This is a genomic window from Pantoea sp. 18059, assembly GCF_902706165.1.
GTDB classification, from domain to species: Bacteria; Pseudomonadota; Gammaproteobacteria; order Enterobacterales; family Enterobacteriaceae; genus Pantoea; species Pantoea agglomerans.
The window spans coordinates 356,763-374,368 of sequence record NZ_CACSJS010000002.1; the positions used below are offsets into that span (position 1 = coordinate 356,763).

18 protein-coding genes are annotated in these 17,606 nt (G+C 57.8%); 9 read left to right on the forward strand and 9 right to left on the reverse strand.

The genetic code is table 11. The annotated features are described in order from the left end of the window. Window positions 1-23 precede the first annotated feature (23 nt). Entirely contained in the window at window positions 24-1,025 is a 1,002-nt protein-coding gene (gene galR / locus GVJ63_RS08415; protein ID WP_010251726.1) for an HTH-type transcriptional regulator GalR, read from the forward strand. 33 nt (window positions 1,026-1,058) lie between these two features. On the opposite strand, the gene GVJ63_RS08420 is transcribed toward galR, so the two are convergent. After that, window positions 1,059-3,455, reverse strand: a complete 2,397-nt coding sequence (locus tag GVJ63_RS08420; protein ID WP_159226711.1) for a beta-N-acetylhexosaminidase — start codon at window positions 3,453-3,455, stop codon at window positions 1,059-1,061. Between the two features lie 249 nt (window positions 3,456-3,704). Between GVJ63_RS08420 and nrdD the strand changes: the two genes are divergently transcribed. Beyond that, complete coding sequence (nrdD, locus tag GVJ63_RS08425) at window positions 3,705-5,843, forward strand: anaerobic ribonucleoside-triphosphate reductase (protein ID WP_124889634.1); 2,139 nt, start codon at window positions 3,705-3,707, stop codon at window positions 5,841-5,843. After that, on the forward strand, window positions 5,840-6,307 hold the full coding sequence (nrdG, locus tag GVJ63_RS08430; RefSeq protein ID WP_159226712.1) for an anaerobic ribonucleoside-triphosphate reductase-activating protein: 468 nt from the start codon (window positions 5,840-5,842) through the stop codon (window positions 6,305-6,307). The genes nrdD and nrdG overlap by 4 nt, the downstream gene beginning before the upstream one ends. Here nrdG and GVJ63_RS08435 read toward each other — a convergent pair. Next, window positions 6,299-6,934, reverse strand: a complete 636-nt coding sequence (locus tag GVJ63_RS08435) for an NAD(P)H-binding protein (RefSeq protein WP_062759372.1) — start codon at window positions 6,932-6,934, stop codon at window positions 6,299-6,301. The two genes, nrdG and GVJ63_RS08435, sit on opposite strands and share 9 nt — an antisense overlap. Before the next feature lie 145 nt (window positions 6,935-7,079). Here GVJ63_RS08435 and GVJ63_RS08440 point away from each other — a divergent pair, with 145 nt between their 5' ends. Continuing rightward, window positions 7,080-7,601 carry a type 1 glutamine amidotransferase domain-containing protein gene (locus GVJ63_RS08440; RefSeq protein WP_010251739.1) on the forward strand — a complete coding sequence of 174 codons (522 nt, stop codon included), beginning with the start codon at window positions 7,080-7,082 and terminating at the stop codon, window positions 7,599-7,601. Between the two features lie 34 nt (window positions 7,602-7,635). On the opposite strand, the gene GVJ63_RS08445 is transcribed toward GVJ63_RS08440, so the two are convergent. Next, a complete protein-coding gene (locus GVJ63_RS08445) occupies window positions 7,636-8,064 on the reverse strand; it encodes a YhbP family protein (RefSeq protein WP_159226713.1) in 429 nt (142 codons plus the stop codon). Window positions 8,065-8,139: 75 nt separating this feature from the next. Between GVJ63_RS08445 and GVJ63_RS08450 the strand changes: the two genes are divergently transcribed. Continuing rightward, window positions 8,140-8,433: a GIY-YIG nuclease family protein gene (locus GVJ63_RS08450; RefSeq protein ID WP_031292823.1), complete on the forward strand. Its 294-nt coding sequence runs from the start codon at window positions 8,140-8,142 to the stop codon at window positions 8,431-8,433. On the opposite strand, the gene GVJ63_RS08455 is transcribed toward GVJ63_RS08450, so the two are convergent. Together GVJ63_RS08455 and GVJ63_RS08460 are read right to left on the reverse strand one after the other, a co-directional pair. Continuing rightward, window positions 8,417-8,923 (reverse strand): GNAT family N-acetyltransferase, encoded by a 507-nt coding sequence (locus GVJ63_RS08455; protein ID WP_010251747.1) that lies wholly within the window; start codon window positions 8,921-8,923, stop codon window positions 8,417-8,419. The two genes, GVJ63_RS08450 and GVJ63_RS08455, sit on opposite strands and share 17 nt — an antisense overlap. Continuing rightward, on the reverse strand, window positions 8,917-9,441 hold the full coding sequence (locus GVJ63_RS08460) for an SCP2 domain-containing protein (RefSeq protein ID WP_010251750.1): 525 nt from the start codon (window positions 9,439-9,441) through the stop codon (window positions 8,917-8,919). Before GVJ63_RS08460 ends, GVJ63_RS08455 begins: the two co-directional genes overlap by 7 nt. A gap of 204 nt (window positions 9,442-9,645) precedes the next feature. Between GVJ63_RS08460 and GVJ63_RS08465 the strand changes: the two genes are divergently transcribed. The 3 genes from GVJ63_RS08465 (at window position 9,646) to GVJ63_RS08475 (ending at window position 12,660) form a co-directional block, all read left to right on the forward strand. Then, window positions 9,646-10,641, forward strand: a complete 996-nt coding sequence (locus GVJ63_RS08465; protein ID WP_010251751.1) for a peptidase U32 family protein — start codon at window positions 9,646-9,648, stop codon at window positions 10,639-10,641. 9 nt (window positions 10,642-10,650) lie between these two features. Then, complete coding sequence (locus GVJ63_RS08470; RefSeq protein WP_010251753.1) at window positions 10,651-11,529, forward strand: U32 family peptidase; 879 nt, start codon at window positions 10,651-10,653, stop codon at window positions 11,527-11,529. A 120-nt stretch (window positions 11,530-11,649) separates the two neighbouring features. Then, window positions 11,650-12,660, forward strand: coding sequence for a luciferase-like monooxygenase (locus GVJ63_RS08475; protein WP_159226714.1), 1,011 nt, complete (start codon window positions 11,650-11,652; stop codon window positions 12,658-12,660). Here the strand turns inward: GVJ63_RS08475 and GVJ63_RS08480 are convergent, their stop codons facing one another. Continuing rightward, a complete protein-coding gene (locus GVJ63_RS08480; protein WP_159226715.1) occupies window positions 12,661-13,581 on the reverse strand; it encodes an AraC family transcriptional regulator in 921 nt (306 codons plus the stop codon). Between the two features lie 174 nt (window positions 13,582-13,755). On the opposite strand from GVJ63_RS08480, the gene GVJ63_RS08485 reads away from it, so the two are divergent. Then, window positions 13,756-14,502: an SDR family NAD(P)-dependent oxidoreductase gene (locus tag GVJ63_RS08485; RefSeq protein ID WP_010671804.1), complete on the forward strand. Its 747-nt coding sequence runs from the start codon at window positions 13,756-13,758 to the stop codon at window positions 14,500-14,502. A gap of 55 nt (window positions 14,503-14,557) precedes the next feature. Here the strand turns inward: GVJ63_RS08485 and GVJ63_RS08490 are convergent, their stop codons facing one another. The 3 genes from GVJ63_RS08490 to nlpI form a co-directional block, all read right to left on the reverse strand. Next, complete coding sequence (locus GVJ63_RS08490) at window positions 14,558-16,498, reverse strand: DEAD/DEAH family ATP-dependent RNA helicase (RefSeq protein WP_010251762.1); 1,941 nt, start codon at window positions 16,496-16,498, stop codon at window positions 14,558-14,560. A 16-nt stretch (window positions 16,499-16,514) separates the two neighbouring features. Next, the gene (yrbN, locus tag GVJ63_RS22540; protein WP_098053093.1) at window positions 16,515-16,571 is read right to left on the reverse strand and encodes a protein YrbN; all 57 of its coding nucleotides are present in this window, start codon (window positions 16,569-16,571) and stop codon (window positions 16,515-16,517) included. A 105-nt stretch (window positions 16,572-16,676) separates the two neighbouring features. Continuing rightward, on the reverse strand, window positions 16,677-17,561 hold the full coding sequence (gene nlpI, locus GVJ63_RS08500) for a lipoprotein NlpI (protein ID WP_010251765.1): 885 nt from the start codon (window positions 17,559-17,561) through the stop codon (window positions 16,677-16,679). Between the last annotated feature and the right edge of the window lie 45 nt (window positions 17,562-17,606).

A 17,606-nucleotide genomic window follows, 5' to 3' on the forward strand; every position in this document is an offset into this window, starting at 1 on the left:
TTTTCCCCAAAGCAGGTCAACGCATGGCTACCATAAAGGATGTTGCGCGACTGGCTGGCGTTTCTGTCGCCACAGTCTCCCGTGTAATCAATAATTCTCCCAAAGCCAGCGACAGCTCCCGACAGGCCGTAGGTCAGGCGATGGAGCAGCTTCAGTATCACCCGAATGCCAACGCACGTGCGCTGGCGCAGCAATCGACCGAAACGCTCGGCCTGATTGTCGGTGACGTCTCCGATCCCTTTTTTGGCGCAATGGTTAAAGCCGTGGATGAGGTGGCAGGTGACACCGGTAACTTTTTGCTGATTGGTAACGGTTACCATAATGAGCAAAAAGAGCGGCAGGCGATTGAACAACTGATGCGTCACCGCTGCGCGGCGCTGGTGGTTCACGCCAAGAAAATCCCGGATGCAGAACTGGAAGTGCTGATGAAGCAGGTGCCTGGCATGGTGCTGCTGAACCGGCTGATAAAAGGCTTTGAAAAGCGCTGCATCGCGCTCGACGACCGCTACGGCGCCTGGCTGGCGACCCGTCATCTGATCCAGCTTGGCCACCAGAATATCGCCTTTATCTGCTCGACCCACACTATCTCCGATGCAGAAGATCGCCTGCAGGGCTACTACGATGCGCTTAAAGAACATGGCCTGCCGTGCAGCGATCGGCTGGTCACCTGGGGTGAACCGGATGAAGTGGGCGGTGAGCAGGCGATGACGGAACTGCTGGGTCGCGGCAAGAATTTCACCGCCGTCGCCTGCTACAACGACTCAATGGCCGCCGGTGCGCTGGCGGTGCTGAGCGATAACGGCGTTCGGGTGCCGGAAGAGATGTCGCTGATCGGCTTCGATGATGTGCTGGTTTCGCGCTATGTGCGACCGCGCCTCACCACCATCCGCTATCCGATTGTCACCATGGCGCAGCAGGCGGCCCAGCTGGCGCTGGCGCTGGCCAACAATCAGCCGCTGCCGGAAGTGACCCACATGTTCAGCCCGACCCTGGTGCGCCGCCACTCGGTCAGCGGCCCGGCCTGAGGACGCTATGGCCGGTTTATCCGGCCGCAGCGTTTACTGAAAGGCGCGCAGCAGCGTCTCCAGCGGCCTGACCAGCGCAATCACTGTTTCATCCTGTACCTCTGCGGCGGCATCCAGTGTCGCACGCATCTCCGCCACTTCACTGGCACCAAACGCCTGATTGCGAACGTAAGCATTAACCAGCGCGAGGCCCATGGCGCTCAGCGCCTCGATCTGCTGCACGCTCTGTGCCAGCGGCTTCAGCGTTGCACTCGCGTTAATGATCGGCAGCACCGCGCTGGTGTTAGCCTGCCAGCGCTGCAGCGGCGCGCGAACCGCAGAGGCGGCAGCCGGATTATTACGATTGGCGATTAACACGGCGACCTGCTGCTCCAGCTGACGTACCGCCTCACTCTCAGCGGGCAGTACATCTGCCAGCCGGTTCAGGGGTTCATGGTAGTCGTAATGGCCCGCCTGAAACTTGAGATGCTGGCGCGTGTAGTATTGCGCCGGTTCCAGCACCTCGGCCAGTACCCGCAGTGGGGCGATGTCATGCCCACTGGCCAGCCGCATCATCTGCTGCTCCGTCTGCGCGTGTTGCAGCGTTCCGACCGACACGCTGCTCCAGCGATCCATCGCCGCCAGCCGCGAATACATCGAGTCGGTATTGGTGACATCCTGTGCCGACCATAACCGCTCGGCCACCACAAAGGCGCGCGGCCACAGTTTGGTATCAATAATCTGGCTGTTGATGTTTTCCGCCCACAGCGCCGCCTCGCCACCCAGCAGATTTTGCTGCACCTGCTCAGGTGTGGGCAGCGCGGGCGCGATGCCCGCAGGCGTCTGAGCCAGCCGTTGGCCGGTGGTGGGATAACGCACGTTGCCTACCTCTGCATAACCTTTGAGGGCGTTCTGTTGCAGCGTGAACACCGGCTGGAACGGCCCCATCCAGCTATCCACGCTAAACCGCACCTGCTGAGTCGAGAGCCAGTTGATCTGACCGACCATCCGGCGGGCTTTGCCATCGAAGTCGATAAAACCGCGCCAGCCTGGTTCTCCCTGTATCAGCGTAAAGCTGCCCTTCACCGGGCTGCCTTTCAGCCGCGGCATGGTGAATGACCAGCTCTGCGCCTGATCGCCTGGCCGCAGACGATCCTGGCCGTTGAGGCCCTGTGGCGTGACCTCATTGCGGTAGTGATAGCTGGCAGGCTGAGGCTGATCGAGGTAGAAACCGGTGGAGAGGATGCCGCGGTAGTTCTCTTTTGCCAGCGCGCTCAGCGCATCCTGGCCCTGCCACGACTGGATCAGAATGCTGCGCGGCAAGTCGGGATGGGCAATCTCATCCCAGCCCACCATCTGACGGTGATGGGCTTCCAGGATCTTCTCTACCCGCTGATTGAAATACGCCTGAAGCGCATGGGCATCTTTCAGATCGTGGTCGCGCATAAACTGCTGGATAGTGGGCGAGTCGTTCCACTGTGTTGGATCCACCTCGTCGCCGCCAATGTGCAGCCAGGGATCGGGGAAGATCGCCGCCATCTCACCCACCAGCGTATCGATCACCTGATAAACCTGTTCGTTGCTGGGATCGAGCAGCGGTTTAAAGACGCCCCAGCCGCGCTCCATCTGCCAGGGGCCGGGTGCGCTAATCAGCTCTGGCATCGCCACCGCCAGCGCGGACGCATGTCCCGGCATATCCAGCTCCGGCACCACACGCACCCCGCGATCGGTGGCATATTTCACGATCTCCCGCATCTGCTGCTGGCTGTAATAGTTGCCATCGCTGGCTTTCTGCTGCAGCTGGGGATAGTGGCTGGAGGCGAAGCGCCAGCCCTGATCATCGGTAAGATGCCAGTGAAAGACGTTCATTCGCGCGGCGGCGATGCCGTCGATCTGCCGTTTAAGCGTCTCCACCGGCATAAAGTGACGCGCCGTGTCGATCAGCACGCCGCGCCACGGAAAGCGCGGATGATCGTGGATGGTGACGTAAGGAATGGTTGTCCCCTGTGCGCCGTTTTGTATCAGCTGCAGCAGGGTTTCCATGCCGCGCATCGCGCCGAAACGGCTGGGCGCGGTTAACAGGACGCCGTCGCCATCGACCTGCAACTGATAGCTCTCATCGCTATCAGGCAGCGGCAGCGGATCCACCGCCTTCGCAATGACGATGCGGATAGTCGGTGCTGCCACCGGCTGGGTGGCGGGCAACAGCGGCCAGCCGGTCTGATTACTGATGCGCTCCAGCCAGCGCGCTTCGGCACCCGCCAGATGATCGCCGGAGATTTGCAGCGTCAGCTGCGGCGTCAGGATAAGCGTGCCGCCGCTGGCGGGCTGTTCCACCTGTTGCGGCCAGGGCATCAGCGGCAGCGGACTGGCCAGGGCGATTGGGCTGAGGGCCGGGAGCAGGAGCAGGAGCAGGAGCAGGAGCAGGAGCAGAGAACGGGGTAACCACATTGGCGGGCATCCTTGTGACGTCAACGTTTTGACAGGGCAGAACGTTGATTAAAGTTGCTGCACGCCAATCCGCCAGTGAATCCTGCAGGAAACCTGAACCAGCACCCGATTTTTTACATCAGCCAGAGTTTTCCAGCGGGTTGAGGCTTCCTTGTTTCAGGTCAAATCTGATCGCAATAATTCTCAGCAATCACTACATGTAGCGAATAGAATCCTTCCAACCCCTATATGTAGTTTATGGAGAGAGAAATGGCGACGGTGGTAATCAAGCGTGATGGATGCCGGACAGGCTTTGATGCGCAGCGTATTGAGCAGGCCGTGGCGGCGGCGGCACGGGCAGCCGAAGTAGAAGACGCGGCCTGGTGCGCGCAGGTCGCTGAGCGCGTGGCATTGCGGCTGGCTGATCGTCCGGAAGTGGATATACGTGAAATTCAGTGTGCAGTAGAAGAGACGCTGATGGCGGGTCCTTACCCTCAACTGGCCCGCGCCTACATTGAATACCGCCACGATCGCGACGTCGCCCGCGATCGTCAGAGCCAGTTACATCACGCCATTCGCGGACTGGTCGATCAGACCAATGCGGCGCTGCTGAACGAGAATGCCAACAAAGACAGCAAAGTGATCCCGACTCAGCGCGATCTGCTGGCCGGGATCGTGGCAAAACACTACGCACAGCAGCAGATCCTGCCGCGCGATGTGGTGCTGGCGCACGAGCGCGGCGAGATCCACTATCACGATCTCGACTACTCCCCTTTCTTCCCGATGTTCAACTGCATGCTGATCGATCTGAAAGGCATGCTGACCAACGGTTTCAAAATGGGCAATGCTGAAATCGAGCCGCCTAAATCGATCGCCACCGCCACCGCCGTGACCGCGCAGATCATCGCGCAGGTCGCCAGCCATATTTACGGCGGCACCACCATTAACCGTATTGATGAAGTGCTGGCCCCGTTTGTTGAGCAGAGCTATGCCCGGCATCTGGCGATTGCTGAGCAGTGGCAGATCCCGCAGGCCGAGCAGTATGCGCGCCAGCGTACGGAGAAAGAGTGCTACGACGCCTTTCAGTCGCTGGAGTATGAGGTGAATACCCTGCACACCGCCAACGGCCAGACGCCGTTTGTCACCTTTGGTTTTGGTCTGGGGACGGACTGGGCGGCCCGGCTGATTCAGCAGTCGATTCTGCTTAACCGGCTGGCCGGACTGGGTAAAAATCGCAAGACGGCGGTGTTCCCTAAACTGGTGTTCAGCATTCGCGAAGGCGTCAACCGCCGGGCGGGCGACGTTAATTACGATATCAAACAACTGGCGCTGGAGTGCGCCAGCAAGCGGATGTATCCCGACATCCTCAATTACGATCAGGTGGTTAAAGTCACCGGCTCGTTTAAAACCCCAATGGGCTGCCGTAGTTTCCTTGGCGTTTATGAAGAGAACGGCGAGCAGATTCATGAGGGCCGCAACAATATCGGGGTAATCAGCCTGAACCTGCCGCGCATCGCACTGGAAGCGGGCGGGGATGAAGCGCGCTTCTGGACGCTGCTCGATGCGCGACTGCTGCTGGCTAAGCGGGCGCTGATGACGCGGGTGGCGCGGCTGGAGAAGACCAAAGCGCGCGTGGCGCCCATCCTCTATATGGAAGGCGCCTGTGGCGTTCGGCTGAATGCGGATGATGAAGTCGGTCCTATTTTCCGTAATGGCCGCGCGTCGCTGTCGCTGGGCTATATCGGCCTGCATGAAACCCTGAATGCGCTCAGCGGCGGTCATCAGCATCCTTACGATGACGCGGCCCTGCGCGCCAAAGGGGTAGAGATCATTGCTTACATGCGAGATGCCACCGAGCGCTGGAAAGCAGAAACAGGCTATGGGTTCAGCCTTTACAGCACGCCAAGCGAGAATCTTTGCGACCGTTTCTGCCGTCTTGATGCGGCGCAGTTTGGTCTGGTGCCAGGCGTTACCGACAAGGGCTACTACACCAACAGCTTCCATCTTGACGTTGAGAAGAAGGTCAATCCTTACGACAAAATCGACTTTGAAGCGCCCTATCCGCCGCTGGCGAATGGCGGATTCATCTGTTACGGCGAATACCCGAATGTGCAGCACAACCTCAAGGCGCTGGAGGATGTCTGGGATTACAGCTACGACCGCGTGCCCTATTACGGCACCAATACCCCGATTGATGAGTGTTACGAGTGCGGCTTCAACGGCGAGTTCACCTGTACCAGCCGCGGCTTCACCTGTCCGAATTGCGGCAACCACGATCCGGCGCGCGTCTCCGTTACCCGGCGGGTCTGCGGCTATCTGGGCAGCCCGGATGCGCGGCCCTTTAATGCCGGTAAACAGCAGGAAGTGCAGCGTCGGGTGAAGCATCTGTCTGAAGGACCGCTGGGATGATGCACATCCATCGCTACTATGATGTGGATATCGTTAATGGCCCCGGTACCCGCTGCACGCTGTTTGTCGCCGGTTGCGAACATCAGTGCCGCGGCTGCTATAACCAGAGCACCTGGCGGCTCGACTCCGGCGTGCCCTTTACGCTTGAGATGGAGGAGCAACTGTTGGCGGATTTGCAGGACACCCGCATTCCACGCCAGGGATTGTCGCTGAGCGGTGGCGATCCGCTGCATCCGCATAACGTGCCGCACATTCGCCGTCTGGTGAAACGGGTGCGGCAGGCGTGTCCCGGTAAAGATATCTGGCTCTGGACCGGTTACCGGATGCAGGAGCTGAATGCGGCGCAGCGCGCTGTGCTGATCTATCTCGACGTGCTGATCGATGGCCGTTTTGTCGAAGAGGAGAAGGATGCCACGCTGCAATGGCGCGGCAGCCGTAATCAGATTATCTGGCAGTTACGCTGAGTGGCGCGGGATTTCGCCAGACTCAATGATATTGACGCTCTCACTCCCCGGCGTAAAAGCCTGCTGGTGCAGACAGCGTGCCACGTCGTGCGCGCTGACCGCCCGCCAGTTGCCCGGCAGCAGCGAAAACAGCGGTCCCGCCAGGCTTTCGCCCCGGCGCTTTTGCGCGCGATCCCCTAGCAGCAATGAAGGCCGCACCAGCGTCAGGCGCGGCCAGCCCTGATGGCGCAGCGCATTCTCCATTTCGCCTTTGACGCGATTGTACAAAAACGGCGAGTGACGACTGGCCCCGTGCGCACTGACCACCAGCATCTGCTTCGCCCCCAGACGTAATCCGCTTAACCCGCTGTCCACCACCAGGGTGTAATCAACGTGGATAAAGGCCTGTTTACTGCCCGCCTGCTTACGCGTGGTGCCCAGGCAGCAGAACACTGTGTCAAGCGAGCTTTGCAGCGGCCCGAGTACATCGGTGAGATCGGCCTCAACCGGATTCACCACCTTGTCCATGGCGGGTAGTGGCCGACGGGTTGGCGCGATGATCTCATCGACGCGTGGATCCTCAATCAGTAAGCGCAGCAGATGCGACCCGACTAAGCCGGTGGCACCGGTCAGTAATACGCGATTCATCTCAGATTCATCCTTATTTCACTGCTGACTGGTTAAAAGATAGCTGATCTTAACGGGCTGGCTTGCGTTCTCACTCTCAGCGACCAGGCTTATAGCGTTATCCGGAAAGCGCGTCTCGCGCTCCACATGCTGAAGGAGGAAAAAAATGAGCAAGAAAGTGGCGGTTTTAATTACCGATGAATTTGAAGACTCAGAATTTACCTCACCTGCGGAAGTTTACAAACGTGCTGGTTTTGAGGTGGTTACCATTGAGAAACAAGCCGGTAATGTCGTTAAAGGCAAGAAAGGCGAAGCGGAAGTGACCATCGATCGCAGCATTGATGACGTCAGCCCGGCTGAATTTGACGCTCTGCTCCTGCCTGGCGGTCACTCGCCCGATGCCCTGCGCGGCGACGATCGTTTTGTTGCTTTTACCAAAGAGTTTGTCGCCAGCGGCAAGCCAATCTTTGCCATCTGCCACGGGCCACAGCTGCTGATTAGCGCTAACGGCGTGCGCGGTCGCAAGATGACTACCGTTAAAGCCGTCGCCATTGACCTGATCAATGCCGGTGCCGACTTCCATGATAAGGAAGTGGTAGTAGACGACGATAAGCTGGTCACCAGCCGCACCCCGGCCGATTTACCGGCCTTTAATCGTGAATCCCTGCGGATCCTCGAAGCGCTGTAAGCCGCGACGCCCTTTTCTGCTGAAAAGGGCGTTTCTATTTCTCCCGCTGCCAGGCAATTTTCTTGCCGAATCCCAGCGCATTATCCGTCATCTTCACTTCATCCAGCACAATCTCCCACAGCGGTGCCGACACTTTGCGTGAGACCGGAAAACGTTTCTGGTAAGCGGCTCTGGCGATCTGCTCTGTTGACTCTTCCAGCCGTTTGACCCGGCCACGATACTGCACGCCTTTAATCAGCAGCACACTTCTGGGCTGGCCATTGACGGTGCCCGCAACCTGCGGATTCTGCAGCATTAACTCACCGTGGCGGGTATCGGGTTCCGTCATGATCCAGAAGGCCATGCGCGTCTCGTCAAAGACGTAGTAGCAGTTAGCGCACCACAGTTGATCGTCGGCGGTACAGCAGAGTGAAAGCACATGCTGCTTTCTCAGATAGCGAACCAGATGGGCGTGATCGGACAAGATAAACTCCTGGCGGTGCACCGGAGAGTGAAGCGCGCTACACTGCCCGGCACCTTTTTTTGGGAAATGATTGCGATGAGTCAGCAGTGGCAACTCTACATCGTCCGTACGGCGAAAGGGAGCCTGTACACCGGTATTACCACGGATGTGGTGCGTCGGGTCGCTCAGCACCAGAGCGGACGCGGCGCCCGCGCGCTGCGCGGCAAAGGGCCGCTGGACCTGGTGTTTCACTGTGACGCGGGCGATCGCGCCAGCGCCTCCAGGCTGGAGTATCAGGTCAAGCAACTGACCCGCCAGCAGAAATTACTGCTGGTGGCGGGCCAGCCCGGCTGTCTGGAGAGCTGGCTGGGTATTACGGCTGGCGATTAAAGGGTTCGGCGTAGTCGATCTGCCCTTCCGCCCCGTCATACGCATTATCAGCCAGACGGTAGACCTGGAACGTTGCCTCTGTGCCCGGCCAGCGGCTGCGCAGGCCGTGGCGTGCCGCCGGTTCAAAACCAAAACGGTTGAACAGCGCCGGATCGCCCAGCACCACTACCGCGCTGTAGCCAAATTCATTGAGCGTATCCAGCCCCTCATAGATCAGCTTGCTGGCAATTCCCTGACCGCGCAGCGTCTCATCGACGGCCAGCGGTGCCAGCCCAACCCAGCCGCGATCTTCACCCTGAACGCTGACCGGACTGAATGCGGCATAACCCAGCACCTGTCCCTCGTCATCCGTCGCGACCACGCCTAAGGTCAGCAAGCCATCTTCACGCAGCGCCTGAGTCAGTTCCGCCTCTGCTGAGGTACTGAAGCAGCGTCTGAGCAGCGCGTCGATGCCTGCGGCATCCACGCCAATTTCACTACGAATCAACATGCAGCACCTGCGCGCGCCTGTGCGGCCTTCGCGTCCTGTTTCATGCCGGCGTCGACAAATGCCGCCATCTGCTCAATTGCCGTGCGTAACGCGGTGGGCATAGCCTCGGGTTCAATAGCATCCATTACGTTCTTCACCTCAAGTCCCAGTTCAGTGTCACCTTCAATCACCAGCCGGCGTTGAAAGAACAGCATGTCGGGATCTGCTTTACGTGCTGCCACCAGCAACAGATCATTGGCATTGCCCCGAAACCAGACATCCGCTTCGGACTGTTGCAATACCGCCAGTCGGCCGTCCTGCAGCGTGGTTATCCATTGCAGATTGAGATCGGCAATTTCAATACCCAGCAGGCGACCATCCAGAAAGTCTAACTCACCTTCAGCCAAAGCATGACGAAATTGCCAGTTTAAGAGTTGTTGCAGAAGCAACTTTTTGACCGGGAATGGGGTGAACGCAGCGGGTAACCCTAAGATTTTAGGACCGTTTTTCACACAATGGGCATGTATCCGCTCTAACACTTTCGTCACTCCCTTCAGAAAATTTTACGTATATTGCCATATCCTTTTCTGCGCGCCTCCTCTGAGATCAATAAAAACCGCTGCCATGCAGGTAAAAAAAGCGCCGCCGGGCGGATGAATTTGAATTTCACTGCCCCAAATCAACACGCTGCCCGGACCAGATGCCTAGACTCGACGCCCATCTGCATGTTGAGAGGAATATCTATGGAACTGCTCTGCCCGGCAGGAAACTTACCCGCAGTGCGCACCGCTGTAGAGAATGGCGCTGATGCGGTGTATGTGGGGCTGAAAGATGACACCAATGCCCGTCATTTTGCGGGTCTGAATTTCACCGATAAGAAACTGGCTGAAGCCGCGCGTTATCTTCATCAGCATCGCCGCAAACTGCATGTCGCGATCAACACCTTTGCCCATCCGGATGGCATGGGCCGCTGGCAGCGGGCGATTGATGTGGCGGCGCAAAACGGAGCCGACGCGCTGATCCTGGCGGATATCGCCACGCTGGAGTATGCCGCGACGCGCTATCCCCAGGTTGAACGTCATCTTTCTGTACAGGCTTCGGCAACCAATCTGGAGGCGATTCGCTTTTACCATCGCCACTTCAATCTGCAGCGTGTGGTGTTGCCGCGCGTGCTGTCGATTCACCAGGTTAAACAGCTGGCGCGCAGCACGCCGGTGCCGCTGGAGGTGTTCGCCTTTGGCAGCCTGTGCATCATGGCGGAAGGTCGCTGCTACCTCTCTTCCTGGCTGACCGGTGAATCACCTAACAGCGCCGGTGCCTGCTCTCCGGCGAAGTTTGTGCGCTGGCAGCAGACGCCGCAGGGCATGGAGTCACGTCTTAATGAAGTGTTGATCGATCGCTACGCCCCGGACGAAAGCGCGGGTTATCCGACACTTTGCAAAGGACGGTATATGGTTAACGACAAGCGTTATCACGTGCTGGAGGAGCCCACCAGTCTGAACACGCTGGAACTGCTGCCGGAACTGCTGCGGGCAGGCATCGCCTCGGTGAAAATCGAAGGCCGTCAGCGCAGCCCTGCCTATGTCGCTGACGTGGCGCGCGTCTGGCGTCAGGCAATTGATCGCTGCAAGGCGCAGCCGGAACAGTTTGAAGTTGCACCACAGTGGATGCAGACGCTGGGCGATCTCTCAGAAGGTTCGCAAACCACGCTGGGTGCTTATCACCGTGAATGGCAATAAGGAGTCATGATGCAATATGCCCTTGGGCCGGTGCTCTGGTACTGGCCGACCGATACGCTGGAAGATTTTTACCAGCAGGCTGCCCGCAGTAGCGCGGATATTATCTACCTTGGCGAAGCGGTGTGCAGTAAACGTCGCGCCACGCCCTATGCCCGCTGGATGGCGCTGGCCCGTGAACTCGCGGCCAGCGGCAAACAGGTGGTGCTGAGCACGCTGGCGCTGCTGCAATCGCCCTCTGAGCTGAAAGAGCTGCAGCGTTACGTAGAGAACGGTGAGTTCCTGATTGAAGCCAATGATATCGGCACGGTAAACATGGCCGCTGAGCGTCATCTGCCCTTTGTCGCGGGTCCGACGCTCAATGTTTATAACGCCGACACGCTGCAGCTGCTGGTCAAAGAGGGCATGACGCGCTGGTGTATGCCGGTGGAGATGTCACGTGACTGGCTGCTACAGCTGCTGGAGCAGTGCGAGACGCGGGGTATCCGGCAGCAGTTTGAGGTGGAGGTGCTGGGCTACGGTCATCTGCCGCTGGCGCTCTCAGCGCGCTGCTTCACCGCCCGCTCGGAAAACCGCGCGAAAGATGATTGCGAAACCTGCTGTATCAACTATCCGACAGGCCGGCGCGTCAACTCCCAGGAGGGGCAGCAGGTGTTCGTCCTCAATGGCATTCAGACCATGAGCGGCTACTGCTATAACCTGGGTAACGATCTGGCCGGTATGCGCGGCCAGGTCGATTGCATACGGCTCTCGCCGCAGGATGTGACGACGCTGGCAGAGATCGACCGTTTCCGCGCCAATGAAAACGGCCAGGCTCCGCTAATGGTCGCGAAAGGCAGTGATTGTAACGGTTACTGGCGCAAACTGGCGGGCATGACGCTGGCATCCTGAATAAAAGCACATACCGGCTATATTCCTGCTGAGGTTAGCAGTTTTAATATAAGGAATGATGCGTAATACTAAATGGTGCTGGCTTTAACTTAACGCCTGCGCCATACAACGGGAGTAGTCATGTCTGATAAAAAACCTCTTCGCCTGTCCGTGCTGGATCTCGCGCCGATTCCACAGGGCGCGACCGCTCGGGATGCGTTCCATAATTCGCTGGCGCTGGCGCGTCAGGCTGAAAAACTGGGCTATCAACGCTACTGGCTGGCTGAACATCACAACATGACGGGTATTGCCAGCGCAGCCACCTCCGTGCTGATTGGCTATCTGGCGGCGAATACCGAGACTCTGAAGCTGGGCTCCGGCGGCATTATGTTGCCTAACCATGCGCCGCTGGTGATCGCCGAGCAGTTTGGTACGCTGGCCTCTCTCTATCCTGGCCGTATCGATCTCGGCTTAGGTCGCGCGCCAGGTTCTGACCAGCGCACCATGATGGCTCTGCGCCGTCATCAGGCCAACATGCACATCGACACGTTTCCCGAGGATGTGGCTGAACTGATTAGCTGGTTCGATGCCGAACCGGATGCACAGCCGCCAGTGCAGCCTGTACCCGGTCTGGGCCTGCAGATCCCGGTCTGGCTGCTCGGCTCCAGTCTCTACAGCGCACAGCTTTCAGCGAAAATGGGCCTGCCGTTTGCGTTTGCCTCCCATTTTGCCCCTGACCAGCTGTTCCAGGCGCTGCACGTTTACCGTGAGAACTTCCAGCCATCGGCGCGTCTCGACAAGCCTTATGCCATGGTCTGCATTAACGTGATCGCCGCAGACAGTGAGCGTGATGCGCGCTTCCTGTTTACCTCGCAGCAGCAGCAGTTTATTAACCTGCGCCGCGGCAAACCGGGCCCGTTACCGGCACCGGTTGAAAACATGGATAATCTCTGGTCGCCATCAGAACAGTATGGTGTACAGCAAGCGCTCAGCATGTCGCTGGTCGGCGATACGGACAAAGTGCGTCATGGGCTCGCCTCGCTGATGCGTGAAACCCAGGCGGATGAAATTATGATCAATGGCCAGATTTTTGATTCCGAAGCGCGCCTGCGCTCCTTCGCCATTGCGATGGAAGCGGCTAACAGCCTGTAATCAGTTCTGCGGTGGGCGCAATCTGTCCGGGCTCACCGCCAGCTGACGACTATCCCTGGCCGGAGATTGCCCATACAGGCGGCGATACTCCCGGCTGAACTGTGACGCGCTCTGATACCCCACCCGATAACCTGCCGTACCGGCATCCAGCTTTTCTACCATCATCAAACGTCGCGCCTCATTCAGCCGCAGTTGTTTCTGGTATTGCATCGGCGTCATGGCCGTCACGGCTTTGAAGTGATGATGCAGCGAAGAGATACTCATGCCGACACTGCTGGCGAGCCGATCGATCTTCAGCGGCTGATGAAAGTTTTCCCGCAGCCAGCGGGCAGCCTGCGCGACGCGGTTGCCCGGCCGCTCAGCCAGCGCCATATTCAGGATGCGCGAACCTTCCGGCCCGGTCAGCAGCCGGTAGAAAATCTCCTGCTCAATGAGCGGGGCCAGCGCCTCAATGTCCTCAGGGTGGTCAAGCAGGCGTATTAGCCGGATAACCGCATCCACCAGCAAAGGTGAGACCTTATGCACGGTAACGCCGCGTTCACTGTCTGGTGTCACCAGCGGCAGCGTCGGGGGAAACTGTTCGAGGTAGCGCATCAGCCGGGATTCATTGATGGCGATACCAATCCCCAGATTGGGCTTTTCCGGCGTGGCGACGGTGACGCAGGCGCGCACCGGCATATCCAGCGTCACCAGCAGCAGATCGCCCGGACCATAGTGCAGCACCTCATCACCGATATGCAGCGCCTTACCGCCCTGTGCCACCAGGGCAAAACTGGCCCATTGAGCAAAGTGCATTGGCTCAGTCGGTGCTGAAACCCGCCCAAAAAACAGACAATCTATGGCGCTTGAATGCCGCCCATCCTCCGGAGCATGACGGGCAATTAACTGCGCCAGCCCCTGCCACTTCTCACTCTCTGTCACTGTGTTCTCCCCTCCCGCTATCTGTGCTGATATTACCTGACGCTGAGCGGAATACCTGGCCCGCTGCGTTACTTTTGCAGGATCGTGCAAGAAGCTTGCAGGATTGCACTACCCGCTTTTCGGCACCAGCGCGCATAGTCTTTCGACGCAATCATTACGGCGGAGAACAACATAATGAAGGCACTGCAGAATAAAATCGCGCTGGTAACAGGCGCCTCAAAAGGCATTGGTGCGGCGATTGCCATCGCTTTTGCCGCGGCTGGCGCCCGCGTCGTGGTCAATTATCGTCAGGATGAAGTGGGAGCGGCTGACGTGGTCAGCGATATCGTCAACCTGGGCAGTGAAGCCGTGGCGGTACAGGCAGATATCTCTCTCCTGCGGGATGTGGAACGGCTCTTCGCCACCACCGCAGAGTGCTTCGGCGCGCCCGACATTGTGGTGAACAATGCGGGCAGCTTTCATCACGGCGAGTTTGCGGCGCTGACGCTGGAGGAGATGCAGCAGCAGATTAACGTTAACCTGCTGGGTACGCTGATGGTCTGTCAGCAGGCGATTCATCACTTCCCGGCGCACGGCGGCAGCATTATTAATCTCAGCGCCCTGAACAGTAAAAACAGCACGCCAGGTTCCGTGCTCTGGGCGGCAACCAAAGGCGCAGTGGATACCCTGACCCAGGGACTGGCGCGCGAGCTGGGCGCAAAGAACATCCGGGTTAACGCCCTGGCACCAGGCATGATTCTGACGGAGGGATTACTGGCCGCGAAGAGGATGAGCCCACAGCTCAAAGCGCAACTGCTGGCAGCCACGCCGCTGGGACGCTTTGGTCTGCCGGAAGATGTGGCGCAGGTTGCGCTGTTTCTGGCCTCTGAAGAGTCCGCCTGGGTCAGCGGCGAGCGCGTGATGATCAGCGGCGGTGCCTGACAGGCATAAAAAAAGGGAAGCCATTGGCTTCCCTTTTTGTTACGACGCTAAGTCGTTATGCATCACGACGACGTGGAGCGGCGGCTGCGCCCTCTTCACGACGTGGACCACGGCTACCTTCACGGTTGAAAGTACGTCCGCCGCCTTCACGACCACCTTCACGGCGTTCAGAAGAGAAGCGACGACCACCTTCACGGTTAGCTGCGCCCGGACCGCCTGCACCTGGACCGCTGCGACGCTCACCGCCAGCACCAGCTGGACGACGGTCACCACGGCCTTCGTTCGGCTGTGCATCACCCAGTAACTGCATATTCATCGGCTTGTTCAGAATACGGGTACGGGTAAAGTGCTGCAGCACATCGCCTGGCATGCCTTTCGGCAGCTCGATAGTCGAGTGGGTACCGAACAGCTTGATGTTACCGATGTAACGGCTGCTGATGTCGCCTTCGTTAGCGATAGCGCCAACGATGTGACGAACTTCAACACCATCATCGCGGCCTACTTCGATGCGGTACAGCTGCATTTCGCCAACGTCACGACGTTCGCGACGTGGACGATCGCCATCACGGCTTTCGCGGTTTTCACGCGGAGCACGAGAATCGCCACGCGCTTCACGGCTGTCACGACGGCCATCACGCTCGTCACGATCGCGGTATTCGCGACGTGCCGGACGCGGTGCTTCTGGTGGCAGAATCAGAGGACGTTCGCCCTGTGCCATCTTCAGCAGTGCGGCTGCCAGTGTTTCCAGATCCATTTCGTCTTCTGGCTGCATTTTAGCCAGCAGAGCACGGTACTGATCCAGATCGCTGCTTTCCAGCTGCTGCTGAACTTTAGCAGCAAACTTAGCCAGACGACGCTCACCCAGCAGTTCTGCGTTAGGCAGTTCTACCTCAGGAATGGTCAGCTTCATGGTACGTTCGATGTTACGCAGCAGACGGCGTTCGCGGTTCTCAACGAACAGCAGCGCACGGCCAGCACGACCAGCACGACCGGTACGGCCGATACGGTGAACGTAAGATTCTGAGTCCATCGGGATGTCGTAGTTAACAACCAGGCTGATGCGTTCAACGTCCAGGCCACGGGCCGCAACGTCAGTTGCAATCAGAATGTCGAGACGACCATCTTTCAGGCGCTCAAGCGTCTGCTCACGCAGAGCCTGGTTCATGTCACCGTTCAGCGCGGCGCTGTTATAGCCACTACGTTCCAGCGCTTCTGCTACTTCCATGGTTGCGTTTTTGGTACGCACGAAGATGATGGCAGCATCAAAGTCTTCTGCTTCCAGGAAGCGAACCAGTGCGTCTGTTTTACGACCGTAAGCGGTCCAGTAGCTCTGGCTGATATCAGGACGCGTGGTCAGGCTTGACTGAATACGCACTTCCTGTGGATCTTTCATGAAGCGTTTGGTGATACGACGAATCGCTTCCGGCATGGTTGCAGAGAACAGCGCGGTCTGATGATCGGCTGGAATTTGCGCCATGATGGTTTCAACGTCTTCGATGAAGCCCATGCGCAGCATTTCGTCTGCTTCATCCAGCACCAGGCCACGCAGGTTAGAAAGGTCTAACGTGCCGCGTTTCAGGTGATCAAGCAGACGGCCAGGCGTACCCACAACAACCTGTGGTCCCTGACGCAGTGCGCGCAGCTGCACGTCATAACGCTGGCCGCCGTAAAGGGCAACCACGTTCAGGCCACGCATGTGTTTAGAGAATTCGGTAACTGCTTCAGCAACCTGTACCGCCAGTTCGCGGGTAGGTGCCAGCACCAGGATTTGTGGCGCTTTAACAGTAGGATCAATGTTATGTAACAGCGGCAGAGAGAACGCCGCGGTTTTACCACTCCCGGTCTGCGCCATGCCTAACACGTCACGGCCCGCCAGCAGGTGAGGAATACACTCAGCCTGGATTGGGGATGGCTTTACGTAGCCCATGCCATTCAGTGATTCAAGGATGTCGGCGTTCAGGCCAAGGTCAGCAAAAGTGGTTTGAATATCAGTCATGTAGTACACGTGCCTCTTAGATTGCGGCGGCCAGTCTACATAACTCGTCGTGAAAACTTTCAGTCATTTTCATCAAAAAGTGTGAACCGGCTCAAATTAAAAGTTTTGACGAACAGAAAAGCCTTCATCCTTTAAGATGATGACTTAACAGGTTTTACAGGCAAATTAAGTTCGTCAGCTATTGCTGGTCAGATTCTGATAAATCGTCTTGTGCCTGGCCGAGTTGCGCCAGTTCCAACAATGCGTATCGGTGTTCAACAAAGTTATTGACGTTGTTGGCCACCGCCAGTTTGAACAACGCTTTCGCGTCGTCCTTCTCCCCCAGACTTAGGTAGTACTTACCTAAATAGAAGTTGGTTTCACTGAGATGTTCAGCGAGCGAGGTGTTATCCGTTGCGTCCGCCTTGAGACTTTCCATCAACGTTTTCTCGTTGATATCTCCAAGGTAGAACTCGACAATATTCCATCCCCATTGATCTCTGACCGCTTTGTCGTGACGCTGTTGAAGCGCGACTTTTGCCTTGTCGACATCCATCTCACGTTCAACGAGATAGAGCCACAAACTGCGGAAAGGATCGTTAGGATCGTCTTGATAAAACGCCAGCAGATCATCTTGCGCTAACTTGTATCGACCGCCGTAATAGAGGGCGATACCACGGTTTAAATGCGCATAGTTGTAAGTTGGATCAAGCTCAAGTACAGAATCAAACGCTTCATAGGCGGCATCAAAGTTGCCCGCCTGCGTTAAATATATGCCTAAGTAGTTAAACACTTCGGGCATATCTGGTCTTATAGACAGCGCTTGCGAAAAATCGTTCCGCGCTAATGCCCGCAGACCTAAACTATCATACAACACTCCGCGCTCATATAACAGCTGTGCGCGTTCATCATCGGTGAGAGCGCGACTGGCAAGAATTTGTTCCATGCGCGCCAGTATCACTTCCTGCTGCAGTGTGGGCTGTAAAGGCACTGCAAGAACTTCGTTCTTACGCCAATTGGAGTTGCTGCATCCTGCCAGCGTCAAAGCTGTCGCAACAAAACACCAGCGCAGAAAAGGCTTCATTTCCCACTCCCGAATACAAACATTGGGATAACCATCCTGTCATCC